The 13,116-nt window shown below is 68.2% G+C and carries 11 protein-coding genes and 1 tRNA gene; 3 read left to right on the forward strand and 9 right to left on the reverse strand.

Annotation, left to right across the window (positions count from 1 at the left end):
* The first annotated feature begins 159 nt into the window (after positions 1–159).
* Positions 160–1,536, forward strand: a complete 1,377-nt coding sequence (locus FGU64_RS16380; protein ID WP_139954148.1) for an ATP-grasp domain-containing protein — start codon at positions 160–162, stop codon at positions 1,534–1,536.
* A 156-nt stretch (positions 1,537–1,692) separates the two neighbouring features.
* Here FGU64_RS16380 and FGU64_RS16385 read toward each other — a convergent pair.
* A tRNA-Leu gene (locus FGU64_RS16385) sits at positions 1,693–1,777 on the reverse strand.
* A gap of 133 nt (positions 1,778–1,910) precedes the next feature.
* Between FGU64_RS16385 and FGU64_RS16390 the strand changes: the two genes are divergently transcribed.
* On the forward strand, positions 1,911–3,284 hold the full coding sequence (locus FGU64_RS16390) for a lipopolysaccharide biosynthesis protein (protein WP_139954149.1): 1,374 nt from the start codon (positions 1,911–1,913) through the stop codon (positions 3,282–3,284).
* A gap of 13 nt (positions 3,285–3,297) precedes the next feature.
* Here FGU64_RS16390 and FGU64_RS16395 read toward each other — a convergent pair whose 3' ends face one another.
* From FGU64_RS16395 to FGU64_RS16430, 8 genes are all read right to left on the reverse strand, one after another.
* Positions 3,298–3,915 carry a 2,3-bisphosphoglycerate-dependent phosphoglycerate mutase gene (locus FGU64_RS16395; protein ID WP_139954150.1) on the reverse strand — a complete coding sequence of 206 codons (618 nt, stop codon included), beginning with the start codon at positions 3,913–3,915 and terminating at the stop codon, positions 3,298–3,300.
* 29 nt (positions 3,916–3,944) lie between these two features.
* A complete protein-coding gene (gene dapB / locus FGU64_RS16400; protein WP_139954151.1) occupies positions 3,945–4,784 on the reverse strand; it encodes a 4-hydroxy-tetrahydrodipicolinate reductase in 840 nt (279 codons plus the stop codon).
* Positions 4,781–6,646 carry an ABC transporter ATP-binding protein gene (locus FGU64_RS16405; protein ID WP_246671138.1) on the reverse strand — a complete coding sequence of 622 codons (1,866 nt, stop codon included), beginning with the start codon at positions 6,644–6,646 and terminating at the stop codon, positions 4,781–4,783. The genes dapB and FGU64_RS16405 overlap by 4 nt, the downstream gene beginning before the upstream one ends.
* 79 nt (positions 6,647–6,725) lie before the next feature.
* Entirely contained in the window at positions 6,726–7,751 is a 1,026-nt protein-coding gene (locus FGU64_RS16410) for a glucokinase (RefSeq protein WP_139954153.1), read from the reverse strand.
* Positions 7,752–7,821: 70 nt separating this feature from the next.
* Positions 7,822–8,877: a penicillin-insensitive murein endopeptidase gene (mepA, locus tag FGU64_RS16415; protein WP_246671362.1), complete on the reverse strand. Its 1,056-nt coding sequence runs from the start codon at positions 8,875–8,877 to the stop codon at positions 7,822–7,824.
* Between the two features lie 136 nt (positions 8,878–9,013).
* The gene (locus FGU64_RS16420; protein ID WP_139954155.1) at positions 9,014–9,919 is read right to left on the reverse strand and encodes an SDR family oxidoreductase; all 906 of its coding nucleotides are present in this window, start codon (positions 9,917–9,919) and stop codon (positions 9,014–9,016) included.
* 139 nt (positions 9,920–10,058) lie between these two features.
* The gene (queG, locus tag FGU64_RS16425; RefSeq protein WP_139954156.1) at positions 10,059–11,195 is read right to left on the reverse strand and encodes a tRNA epoxyqueuosine(34) reductase QueG; all 1,137 of its coding nucleotides are present in this window, start codon (positions 11,193–11,195) and stop codon (positions 10,059–10,061) included.
* Positions 11,176–11,868 (reverse strand): glutathione S-transferase family protein, encoded by a 693-nt coding sequence (locus FGU64_RS16430; RefSeq protein ID WP_139954157.1) that lies wholly within the window; start codon positions 11,866–11,868, stop codon positions 11,176–11,178. Before FGU64_RS16430 ends, queG begins: the two co-directional genes overlap by 20 nt.
* Before the next feature lie 168 nt (positions 11,869–12,036).
* Between FGU64_RS16430 and FGU64_RS16435 the strand changes: the two genes are divergently transcribed.
* The gene (locus tag FGU64_RS16435) at positions 12,037–12,975 is read left to right on the forward strand and encodes an undecaprenyl-diphosphate phosphatase (RefSeq protein ID WP_139954158.1); all 939 of its coding nucleotides are present in this window, start codon (positions 12,037–12,039) and stop codon (positions 12,973–12,975) included.
* The last annotated feature ends 141 nt before the right edge of the window (positions 12,976–13,116 follow it).

Raw genomic sequence — 13,116 nt, forward strand, 5'->3', positions numbered from 1 at the left:
GAAAGCGGCATATTCATTGCTCTTTCGGACGAATGTCCGGCTCGCTTGGGCCTCTATACTGTAGCGCTGCCACCGTATGCGGGGACAGATGCCGAGAACGCCGCTGCCGCCCGTGCCGTGTCTCAAACCGGACACTGTCGGCCTCGGGACGAGGTAGTCATGAAGCCGCGCGTTTTGTTCCTGTCGCTGCTCAACAATGTCGGGCTGGGCCGTATCATTTGCGCCATGGCGTCCAGCGGATGCGAATGCGGCATCCTCAGCCCACCCGGCTTCTACTATGCCCAGACCCGTTTTGCCGAACGCAGGTTCCAACTGCCGCGCCATCTCGGTGTGTGGCGGGGGGTGCTGGCGGTCCAGTACGCGCTGGAGACCCTCCTTTGGCAATGGCCTCCGGACGTCGTCTTCCCGTTGGACGATGTCGCGTCGTGGCTCCTGAGGGGCATGGTCCTCGGCGGCCTCACATCGATGAGGCTGACGCAAGTGATCGAACGATCGCTGGGACCCTCGAAAGGCTATTCAGCCTGCCTCAGCCGCTTCGAACTGATGTCGCTGGCTTCCGGACTGGGGGTAAGAACGCCGCACACGGTACAGGCGCGCACACGCGCCGCGTTCTTCGACGCCGTCGAATCCTGGGGATATCCGGTCGTGGTGAAGTCGGAATTCACCTGCGGCGGCGCCGGCGTGACCGTGGCCGCGGATCGTGGCGAACTGGAAGATTGCGCGGCGAGGTATTTTCCCGCATCGCCGGCCCGGCTGCGTTCCCTGAGGAGCGGGGTCAGGAAAATGATATGGCGCCGCGCCGGCATTCCGCAACCGCGCGGCAATGCGCTGGTGTTGCAGAGCCATATAGCGGGCGGGCCGGCCATGACGATGGTCGCCGCGCGGGAGGGCCATGTCCTGGAAAGCGTCAGCTTCGTCGCCGAGCGCGTCAATCCGGCGGTCACCGGTGTCAGCACCGTCGTCAGCCACATCGAGCACGAGGAGATGAGGCAGACTGCCCGGCGGATCGTCGCCGCCCTTGGCTGCTCTGGCTTCATCAGCTTCGATTTCATGCTGAGCCCGAGAACGCAGGAGGCCTTCCTGATCGAGATGAACGCCCGCGCCATCGGCACGGGCCATCTCGGCGCCATGTTCGGTCACGACGTCTGCGGAGCCTTGGCCGCCGACCTTGGCGGGTGGCCTCGGCCGATGCCGCGTCCGCTCTGGGATCAGGAAAAATCGATCGCCCTGTTCCCCAGGGACCTCGAGCGCGAGCCGGACAACCTTGCGCGATACAAGGCGGGGAATATCCATCTCGACCTGCCGGCCGACGACCCGGCCCTTGTCGAGGCCTATCTCGGTTATCTGGCCAAACAGGTGCCCGGCGGCGTCGACGGGATCAGGACGGCGCTGGCCCTGCCGCCCGGCCAGCCGAAATGGAGAAGCGCCGTTGCGGCTGGGCTGAAGCGGCTCGCGGGTCCTGGCCCGTTGGCCGGCGAATCCCCCGATGTCGCGCTCGGAGCCTCGCGGCCCAAGAAAGCCGAAGACCGGGGATGACCCGCTCAGCCCCGGCTTTCCGTCCATCACGGTGAACCGGCCGTCTCTGCCCGCATGACCGTCGAAAACCATCGCGTCCGGCGGCGTTGCCATCCGAATTCGGCTGCTCGAACAAAACGGTGGAAAGCGGAAAAAACCGTCACCCCTGAAAAGGGATGGTGCCCAGAAGAGGACTCGAACCTCCACTCCTTGCGGAACACGGACCTGAACCGTGCGCGTCTACCAATTCCGCCATCTGGGCTGGTGGGCGCTCATGTAAGCGGGCAGGCGATGCCTGTCAACGCGCTTTTTTCGGGCAAAGCGCGGCCCGCTCGCGGCGGCACCGAATATTAGCCTTTGCGCGCTAGCCTGGCTGCAACAGACAAGGACAGGCGATGGCGACGGAACCGGCCGGCCCGCTGCGGGCATGGAGACGCTGGCGGCTGCCGGGGCGCGGTGGCGACGGCGCCGATTCCGAGCGCGGCATCCGCCGCGCCGCCGGCTCGGCCTTTCTCATCCGCATCGCCAATGCCGGGCTCGCCTATGTGTCGCAGATCCTCATGGCGCGCTGGATGGGCACCTTCGAATACGGCGTCTACGTCTATGTCTGGACCTGGGTGCTTCTGGTCGGCACCGTGGCCGACCTCGGCTTCGCGGTCACCGCGCAGCGCTTCATTCCGCGCTACACGCAGGAAGGCGACCTCGACCGCATGCGCGGCTTCATCCTCGCCAGCCGCTGGGTGCCGGGCTTCTTCGTCACGCTTCTGGCCGTCGTCGCGGCGGCGTCGATCTGGCTGCTCGAAGGCAGGATCGACGCCTATCTGGTCTTCCCGCTCTATCTCGCCTGCCTTGCCCTGCCGCCCTACGGCCTGACCGGCGCGCAGGACGGCGTGGCGCGCGCCTTCGGCTGGATCAATCTGGCGCTGGTGCCGCCCTTCATCCTGAGGCCGGTGCTGCTGCTCGCCATCATGCTCGGCCTGTTCGCCGCCGGCCTGCCGCTCGACGCGACGGCCGCCATGTGGGCGGCGGTGGCAGCCACATGGCTGACCTCCATCGGCCAGATCGCGATCCTGGACCGGCGCGTCGGCGCACGGCTGGAAAGCGGACCGCGCCGCTATGCCCACCGGCTGTGGGTGGTCTCGGCGCTGCCGATCCTGTTCGCCAACATCTTCCAGTTCATGCTGAGCTATGTCGGCGTGATCCTGTTGCAGGCCTATCGCTCGCCCACCGACGTCGCCATCTTCTATGCGGCCACCAAGGTGACGGCGATCGTCTCGATGGTCTATTTCGCCGTCTCGGCCTCGGCCACGCACCGCTTCGCCACGTTCGAGGCGGCGGGCGACCGGCCGGGCCTCGCCGCCTTCTATGCCGGGTCGATCCGCTGGATGTTCTGGCCGACGGTTCTCGTCGGCACCGTCATCCTTGCGTTCGGCAAGCCGCTTCTGTGGCTGTTCGGCGCCGAGTTCATGGCCGGCTACTGGCTGATGTGGGTGCTGGTCGCCGGGCTCGCGCTCCGCGCGGCGATAGGGCCGGGCGAGCAGTTCCTCAACATGATGGGCCGGCAACGGCTCTGCGCGGCCATCTATGCCGCCGCCTTCGCCTTCAACCTGGCGCTCTGTCTGGCGCTGGTTCCCGACTGGGGCGCCATGGGCGCGGCGGTCGCCGCCACCGCATCCATCGCACTGGAATCGCTGCTGATCTTCCTCGCCATCCGCTCGAAATTTGCCATCCGCGCCTTCATCGGCCTTGCCGGAGCAGCGCGAGGCTAAGATACGCGGCCGGTCAGGCCAGCACTTCCTTCGAGGCGACCGTGGAATCGGCGTTGAGCCGGTAGACGATCGGCACGCCGGTTCCGAGTTCCATGCCGACGACCTCTTCGCCGGTCAGCCCGTCGAGCGCCATGATGAGGGCGCGCAGCGAGTTGCCGTGCGCGGCCACCAGAACCGTGCCGCCGGCAAGCACATGCGGCTGCAGGTCGTGCAGGTAGTAGGGCCAGACGCGCGCGCCGGTATCCTTCAGGCTTTCGCCGCCGGGCGGCTGCACGTCGTAGGAGCGGCGCCAGATGTGCACCTGTTCCTCGCCCCACTTCTTGCGCGCGTCGTCCTTGTTGAGGCCTGAAAGGTCGCCGTAGTCGCGTTCGTTCAGCGCCTGGTCGCGCACCGTGTTCAAATCGCCCTGGCCGACGCCGTCCAGGATGAGCTGGCAGGTCCTCTGCGCCCGCTTCAGCGCCGAGGTGAAGGCGATGTCGAATTTCAGGCCGCGCGCCTTCAGCTTTTCGCCGGCGGCCTTGGCTTCCGCCACGCCCTGTTCGGTCAGGTCGACGTCACGCCAGCCGGTGAACAGGTTCTTCAGGTTCCATTCGCTCTGGCCGTGGCGCACGAGCACGAGGGTTCGCGACATTTTTTCTCCCTTCACGATTGCGCGGGGCGTCAGCTCAGGCCGAGCACGTCCCGCATCGAATACAATCCCGGCTTGCGGCCGCGCGCCCACAGCGCCGCCTTGACGGCGCCGCGCGCGAAGATGGCGCGGTCCTCCGCCTGGTGCGTCAGCGCGATGCGCTCGCCCTGCCCCGACAGATAGACCGTGTGCTCGCCGACCACCGAGCCGCCCCGCAGCGAGGCGAAGCCGATGGCGCCGGTGCGGCGCGCGCCGGTGAGGCCGTCGCGTCCGCGCTCGCTGTTCTCGGCAAGGGCGATGGCGCGGCCTTCCGCCGCCGCCTCGCCGAGCAGGAGCGCGGTGCCCGACGGCGCGTCGACCTTGTGGCGGTGGTGCATCTCCAGCACCTCGATGTCGAAATCCTCGGGGCCGAGCGCGCGTGCGGCCTGTTCCACCAGCACCGCAAGCAGGTTGACGCCGAGGCTCATATTGCCGGACTTGACGATGGTGGCGTGGCGCGCGGCGGCCGCGATCGCCGCGTCGTCGGCGGCCGAGCAACCGGTGGTGCCGACGACATGGACGATGCGCGCCTGCGCCGCGTAGCCGGCGAATTCGACCGACGCCGCGGGTTGGGTGAAGTCGAGCACGCCGTCGGCCTTGGCGAAGGCGGGCAGGGGATCGTCGCCGATGACGATGCCATTGGCGCCGATGCCGGCGAGTTCGCCGGCATCCCGGCCGAGCGCCGGCGAGCCTGTCCTCTCGATGGCGGCGGCGAGGCGCGCGCCGGGAATGGCGGCGATGGTGCGGATCAGCGTCTGGCCCATGCGGCCGCCGGCGCCGACGACGACGAGGCCCATATCTGTGGCTTGCGGCGTGGCTTCCTGGGCACTCATGCCTTGGTCCTCGCGGTCTTGCGGCCGCGTCCCTGTTCGGGGGCCTGCGGCTCCGGTTCTTCGACTTCCTCGCGATCGTCGACGAGGCCGAGCCCATGGCCGCCTTGCAGGCGGTGGAAGCGGGCGTAGACGCCGTCGGGGTCCGCCAGAAGCTGTGCGTGGGTGCCCTGTTCCGCCAGCCGGCCTTCTTCCAGCACGACGATGTGGTCGGCATTGACGACGGTCGACAGGCGGTGCGCAATGACGATGGTGGTGCGCCCCTGCATGATCTCGCCGAGCGCCTGCTGCACGCGCGCTTCCGATTCGTTGTCGAGCGCCGACGTCGCTTCGTCGAGCAGCAGGATCGGCGCGTCGCGCACGATGGCGCGCGCGATCGACAGGCGCTGGCGCTGGCCGCCCGAAAGCGTGACGCCGTTCTCGCCGACCTCGGTGTCGTATCCCTGCGGCTGCTGGCGGATGAACTCGTCCGCCGCCGCCAGCCCGGCCGCCTGTTCGATTTCGCCGTCGGTGGCGTCGAGGCGACCATAGCGGATGTTGTCGCGGATGGTGCCTTCGAACAGGTAGGGCTGCTGCGAGACATAGGCGATGGCGCTGCGCAGCGACTTCTTCGTCACCTTCGAGATGTCCTGCCCGTCGACGGAGATGGTGCCGGCGTCGACATCGTAGAAGCGCTGCAACAGCGCCACCAGCGTCGACTTGCCGGCGCCCGAGGCGCCGACGATGGCCGTCGTCTTGCCGGCGGCGGCGACAAAACTCAGGTCGCGCAGCACCGGCGCGTCCTCGGCATAGCCGAAGCGGATGGCGTCGAAGCGCACCTCGCCGTTCTTGACGTGCAGGGCGGCGGCACCGGCCGAATCGCCCTGCTGCGGCTCGAGGTCGAGGATCTCGTAGATCATGCGGGCATTGACCAGCGCGCGTTCCATGCCGACCTGCACGCGCGCCAGCCGCCTCGCCGGGTCGTAGGCGAGCAGCAGCGCGGTGATGAAGGCGAAGATCGTTCCGGGCGGCTCGCCGGCGACTGTGGCGCGGTAGCCGGCATAGGCGATGACGCCGGAAACGGCGAAGCCGGCAAGGATCTCGGCGATCGGGTTCAACCGCTCGGAGACGCGGGCGATACGGTTGGCGCGCTGCTCGGCGGCGGTCACCAGGTCGCTGATGCGCCGCGACAGCACGTCCTCCATGGTGAAGGCCTTGACGATGGCGATGCCCTGCGTCGCCTCCTGCATGGCGCCGATCAGCCGCGAATTGATCTGCACGGCCTCGCGCGTCGCCCGCCTCAGCCGCTTCATCAGGTAGACGACGGCATAGATGAGCGGCGGGCCGATGAGCAGCGACATCAGCGACAGGAACGGGTCCTGCACCACCATCACCGCGATCAGGCCGACCAGCGAGACGGCGTCGCGGGCGACGGAGGTGAGAGTCATGGACAGGAGATCGCGCACGCCGTTGACGTTCTCGTTGATCTGCGCGGCGAGGCGGCCGGAGCGTGTGTCGTTGTAGAAGCCCATGCCGAGGCGCATGAGGTGGTCGAACAGGCGCCGCTGGTAGCGGGCGACGAGATTGTTGCCGATCTTGGCCAGCGTCACCGCCTGGCCGTAGGTCGCCAGCCCCCGGATGACGAAGGCGGCGAAGAGCGACAGACAGATGAGGGCGACGAGGTCGCCGCGCTGGCGATAGAAGATCTCGTTGATGACGTCGCGCATGATCCATGCGGTGAAGGCTGTCGTCGCGGCCACCGCGACCAGGCAGACGATGGCGAAGACGTAGTGCCAGACATAGTCGCGGCCGTTCTCGGCGAGGATGCGGCGGATGACCGTCGCGATCTCGCGGGATTTCGTCTGCGGTGCCTTATCTGCGTTCAAGGAGCCGTTCCGTGTCTTGGGCCGGGCGCCCCTCATAACGCCCCGAAAGCGGATTGCCTATGCCCCGAAGTCGAAAAGCTCAGCCCCGCCAGCGGCGGCCGTCTGTCTGGACGCCGAACAGCGACGGCGCGCGCGCATAGGCGGCGAGACCCAGCAGGGCGGCGAGCGGATGGGTGATGACGTAGACCGGCATGTCGCGCATCAGCGCGCTGTGCGGCGCCTTGTCCTCGAAGGCGGCGCGGAAGTTGCCGGCCTTCAGCGCCGGCACGATCTTCTGCGCGATGCCGCCGGTGAGGAAGACGCCGCCGCGGCTCATGAACACCAGCGCCAGGTCGCCGGCGGTGCGGCCGAGGCAGGTGACGAACAGCGAAAGCGCTTCCTCGGCCACCGCGTCGGTGCCGGCGAGAGCCGCCGCCGTCACTTCCGACGGCTTGGTGAAGGGCGCGTCCTTGCCGTCCGCCGCGGCCACCGCGCGATAGACGTTGACGAGGCCCCGTCCGCACAGGATCTGTTCGCCCGAGATGCGCCCCTCGATCGTCTCGATGTGCGGGAAGACCTCGAAGTCGCGCGGCGTACGCGGGCCGATGTCCATGTGCCCGCCTTCGCCCGGCACCGGTATCCAGTGGCCCAGCGCATGCACGAGCCCGGCGACGCCGAGGCCGGTGCCCGGTCCCAGCACGACGCGGCCGGCATTGGGCTCGGGCGTGCCGCCGCCGATCTTTTCCATATGCTCTTCGCCGAGCGCCACCACGGCCAGCGCCTGCGCCTCGAAATCGTTGAGCACGACGATGTCGGCGAGGCCGAGATTGGCGATCATCTCCTTCGGCCGCACCACCCATGGGCAGTTGGTCAGTTCGATCTCGTCGCCGTCGACTGGGCCGGCGACGGCGAGCACGGCGGATTTCGGCTGGACCGAGGAGCGGTCGAGCACGGCGGCCTGGATGGCGGCGTCGATAGTAGGAAAGTCCGCCGTCTGCACGATCCGCGGCTCGCCGGCCTCGGAATTGGCGTCGAGCACGACGGAAAACCGCGCATTGGTGCCACCGATGTCGCCGATCAGGATCGGAAACCGCAGGCCCGTTCCGTCCTCGCTCGCGCCCTGCATCCTGTCCCGCTCCATGGTTCGGTTTCGCGTCGCTATAGCCAAACCATGGCCGCTGCGGAAGACGCCTCGCTCACGGACCCGGCCGCGGACGCGGCACCGGCACGCCGATCTGCGGCGTTTCGGCGAAGGCGCTGAAAGCCGGCAGGCCGGTCGTGCCGGCCAGGACGGGAGCGGGCGGCGAAGCCGGCTCCGGCACGACGGCTTCCGGCGCCGGAGCGGTCGCCACCGCGACCGGGGCGCGGCCACCTTTATACAGCGCCGCCTCGAAGGAAAGCGGGCTCGGCTGGGTCAGCACCGCCTGGCACTGCTTCGGCAGCGCCGCCATGGTCATGATGTCGCGCGCCTTGGGCGCGTCGGGGTTCTTCGCCGGCCGCCATGGTTCCTCGGTGAACCACCAGGCAAGCTCCTTGCCGCAGCCGTCGCCCCTGCCGGTATCGTGCTGCGGCTTGCAGTTCGGTGAACCGGGCTGGCAGCCGATGCGGACGTGGAAATGCTCGTCATGGCCCCAGAACGGCCTGATCTTGTTCAGCCAGCCGCGGTCGCCGCTGACGGTATCGCACAGCTTTTTCTTGATGCCGGGATGGACGAAGATGCGCTCCACCTCCGGATAGCTGGCGGCGCGCTTCAGCAGGCGGGCGCGCGACTCCGTCCAGCGGCGGTCGTCGACGACAAGCGATTTCGGCTTCAGCATGGAGACGGCGCCGATCTTCTCGCGCCCGCTCATCGAATAGGGCTGGTCCGGCATCGGGCTGAACCAGATGTCGGCGTCCAGCCCGAGCTGGTGCGAGGCGTGGCCGGTGCGCATCGGGCCGCCGCGCGGCTGCGAGATGTCGCCGACCAGAAGGCCGCGCCAGCCGTCCTGCACCGCATCGCGCGACAGCTTTTCCAAAAGCGCGATCATCGCCGGATGGCCCCAGTTGCGGTTGCGCGAAGGGCGCATGACCTGCCAGGTCGGCCCATCCAGCGGCAGGCCGACGCCGCCGGCGAAGCAGCCCTTGGAATAGAAACCGTAGGATTGCGGGGCCACCGCCGAGGGCAGCGCCTCCGCGCCGAACAGGTTCTTCGCCAGTTCGGCAGCACCAGCCGTGTCCGCGCCGGACAACAGGCCGGTCAGCGCCACCGTCATTGCCAGCAGGACCGACCGGGGCGCGGAGAGCCATTTCGACTGTGTCATGCGATTTCCCCTGCCTGCCCGTCCGCCGCAAGTCGCCGCCGAAGCGGCCGGTTCGCGAATCATAGCACGGCCTGCCCTGTCGGGGCGATCACGACCGTTTCATCGCGCTGCGCGCCGCCCCGTCCGCCCAGTCGCCCGCCGCCCATAGGGCATCGAAGGCGACGCGGTAGTCCGGGAAGCGGAAGGCGTAGCCCGTCTTCCTGATCGCGGCGTTGGAAACGCGCTTGTTCTCGCCGTAGAAAGACCGCGCCATGGGCGAAAGTTGGGCGGTTTCGAACGGAATTTCCGGCGGCGGCTCCACGCCCATCAGCGCGGCGGCATAGGCGACGACCTCCTGCGGCGGCGCCGGCAGGTCGTCGGTGACGTTGAAGACGCCGCCAAGGTTGCGCTCGGCCAGGTGCCGCAGCGCGCCGGCGATATCGTCGCGGTGGATGCGGTTGAACACCTGGTTCGGCTTGACGAGGCGCCGGGCGGTGCCGTCGCGCAGGTTGACGAAGGCGTTGCGGCCCGGCCCGTAAATGCCGGAGAGCCGCAAGACCGCGACCGGCAGGCCGGCGCGCTGCCCAAGCTCCAGCCACTGCCGCTCCGCCTCCAGCCGGCGGCGCGAGCGCTGCGATACCGGCCGGCATGCGCTCTCCTCGTCCACCCAGCCGCCGCCATGGTCGCCGTAGACGCCGACGGTGGAGAGATAGCCGATCCATTGCAGCGCCGGCAGGCCGGCGGCGAGCCCGGCCGCGACGACATCGAGCGCCGGGTCGCCGGCCTCGTCCGGGGCGATCGAGACGACGACGTGGGTGGCTTGCTCGAGGGCCGCGAGCAGTTCAGGCGTCGAGGCGCCCTCGAACGGCAGCGGCGTGATGCCGGCATCGCGAAGTGTGGCGAATTTTTCCGGTGAGCGCGTCGTGCCGACGATGGTGGTGCCCGCAGGCAGCGCGCGGGCGAAAGCCTGGCCCGAATAGCCGGCGCCGAAGATGAGAACGGTTTTCATGGTCATTTGTACTTGGCGCGCTGCCCCTCACCCTTACCCTCTCCCCGTGAACGGGGAGAGGGGGACGCCGGCGTCGCAGCTTCTCCCCTCTCCCCGTTGTTCACGGGGGGAGGATGCCGGCAGGCAGGTGAGGGGCGGCGCGGAGCTACCATCGATTCACTGCCATCCATTCTTGCCTGACGTCCTCATCTTCCTCGTTCTCGACCCGCCCGGCGCAGCTCAAAAATGCCTCCGGCGCCAGCCGCGACAGCGCCCATACGGCAGCGCCCCGCACCAGCGGCGAAGGATCGCCAAGCAGGCTGCGGACCTGTTCCGTCAGTGCGCCGTCGCCCGAATTTCCGGCGGCGATCAGCACGTTGCGGATAAAACGGTCGCGCCCGATGCGCTTGACCGGCGAGCCGGAAAACAGCGCCCGGAAAGCGGTGTCGTCCAGTTCGAGCAGGTCGATGAGCTTCGGCGCGCGCAGATCGTCGCGGGCGGCGAGCTTCGCCTCCGAAGCCGCCTGCGCGAACTTGTTCCATGGGCAGGCGGCGAGGCAGTCGTCGCAGCCATAGATGCGGTTGCCGACCGCCTCGCGGAATTCGGCCGGGATCGGCCCCTTGTTCTCGATGGTGAGGTACGAGATGCAGCGGCGCGCGTCGAGCCGGTAGGGCGCCGGAAAGGCGTTTGTCGGGCAGGCGTCGAGGCAGGCGCGGCAGGAGCCGCAATGGTCGTCCTCGCGGCTGTCCGGCTCCAGCTCCGCCGTGGTGAAGATCGAGCCGAGGAACAGCCAGGAGCCGTGGGCGCGGCTGACGAGGTTGGTGTGCTTGCCCTGCCAGCCGAGCCCGGCGGCTTCGGCCAGCGGCTTCTCCATCACCGGTGCGGTATCGACGAATACTTTTACGTCGCCGCCGGCACGCGCCACGATCTTGCCGGCGATTTCCTTCAACCGCCCCTTCATGACGTCGTGGTAGTCGCGGTTCTGCGCGTAGACGGAGATGGCGGCCCGATCCGGCCGCGACAGGATTTCGCGCGGGTCGCTGTCGGGGCCGTAGTTCATGGCGAGCACGACCACCGAGCGCACCTCGGGCCACAGCACCGAGGGGTCGGCGCGACGCGCCAACGTCTCCTCGATCCAGCCCATCGAGCCGTGGAAACCGTCGGCCACGAACTGGGCAAGCCGCGCCGGCGCCAGCGGGATGGCGTCCGGCCGGGTCACGGCGACGGCGGCGAAGCCGGCGGCTCGCGCCTCGCGCTCGATCAGCTCGCGCAGGCGCTTCGGATCAGAAATCGAGGTCCGCATAGTGCGACACCGGCGAAAGGCCGCGCACGCGGTCGGCCAGCAGCGGCCGGAACGACGGCCGCGACTTCAGCCGCGTATACCATTCGCGCGCGGCGACGTGCTCGCGCCAGTCGATCTCGCCCAGATAGTCGAGCACCGAAAGCGTGGCGGCGGCGGCGAGGTCGGCATAGGTGAGCCGCGACCCCGCCAGCCAGGGACGGGTGCCGGCCAGCCAGTTGGTGTATTTCATGTGCTGGCGGATATTGGCGCGGGCGGCGCGGATGGCGGTCGAATCGGGCGAGCCGCCGCCGGCCTCGGCCGGCATGTGCGGCTTCAGCGCACGCTCGCGCACAAGGTGCCGCGTCACCTCGCTCTCGGCCTTGACGAGGTACCAGTCGGTCAGGCGGCGAATCTCGGCGCGCTCCATCGAGCCTTCCACGAACAGGCGCTTGTCGCGCTTCAAAACGCCGCGCGTCTCGTCGAGATATTCGGCGATGACCGAGGCGCCGACGATCGGCACGTCGCCCTCGGCGAGCAACACCGGCAGGTTGCCGGCCGGGTTCAGCGACAGGAACTCCTTGCGCCGCATCCACGGCTTTTCCTCGATCAGCGCCAGTTCCTCGCCGTATTCGCCGAAGGCGAGGCGCACGAACCGGCAGGAGGCGAACAGGGGATGATGAAAAAGCGTCAGCATGATACCGCGATTGACATGCGCTCTGGCGAATCGCCCGCCGCACCGCTAAAGCTTTGCCGCGACGGGTCGGGGCCGGCAAGGGTGCTGCGACCTATAGGGTGGTTCCCGCGCCGTGACAAGCAACGCCTTTTCGAACCCCCGACGCCAAGGACGCCCCAAAGGACCACCATGGACAGCCAGACCCTGATCGAAGCCCTCCTGCTCGGCCTGCTGGAGGGTTTTACCGAATTCCTGCCGGTGTCCTCCACCGGCCATATCCTGCTGGCGGGGCATTTCCTCGGCTTCAATTCGACCGGCAAGGTGTTCGAGGTGCTGATCCAGCTCGGCGCCATCCTCGCCATCCTTTCCGTCTATGCGAACCGTTTCTGGGATTTCATCAGGCGCCCCGACGCCTTCGCCCGGCTGGTCGACGTCGCGGTCGGCGTGGTGGCTGCCCTGATCTGGCTGGCCGGCTGCACCTGGGAACTCCTGGTGACGGGGTTCCGGCGCAAGCGGCCGAACCTGTTTTTGCCGCCTGAGCGCTCGTCCGACCATTCGGTCAGGCTGATGGTCGCCGTGGTGCTGGCCTTCCTGCCGGCGGCGGTGATCGGCGTGATCCTGCACGACTTCATCAAGACGGTGCTGTTCGAGACGCCGAAGCTGATCTGCATTATGTTGATCCTCGGCGGCATCGTGCTTCTGTGGATCGACCGGCTGGACCTGAAGCCGCGCGTCCACGACGCGTCCGAACTCTCCATTCCGCTGGCGCTGAAGATCGGCCTGTTCCAGTGCCTCGCCATGATTCCCGGCACCTCCCGCTCCGGCGCCACCATTGTAGGCTCGATGCTGATGGGCGTGGACAAGCGCGCGGCGGCGGAATTCTCCTTCTTCCTCGCCATGCCGACCATGCTCGGCGCCTTCACGCTCGACCTCCTCAAGAACCGCCACCTTCTGTCGGCGGCGGATTTTCCGATCATCGCCGTCGGCTTCATCGCCGCCTTCATCACCGCCGTCATCGCCGTGCGCAGCCTGCTTGGCTATGTGTCGCGGCACGGCTACGCGCTGTTCGGCTGGTGGCGGCTGATCGTCGGCGGGCTGGGGTTGATCGCGCTGTACGTTTTCGGGTGAGTTTTATCCTCCACAAAAGTGGGGCTTGGCATAGGGCGCTCCCCCTCTCCGTCGCGCTACGCGCGCCACCTCTCCCCCCGTTCCGGGTGGAGAGGATGGGAGCCAGGCTTGACGCCTATCCTCTCCCTCACGAAGTGGGGG

It is taken from the genome of Mesorhizobium sp. 8, from assembly GCF_006351905.1.
GTDB classification, from domain to species: domain Bacteria; phylum Pseudomonadota; class Alphaproteobacteria; order Rhizobiales; family Rhizobiaceae; genus Mesorhizobium; species Mesorhizobium composti.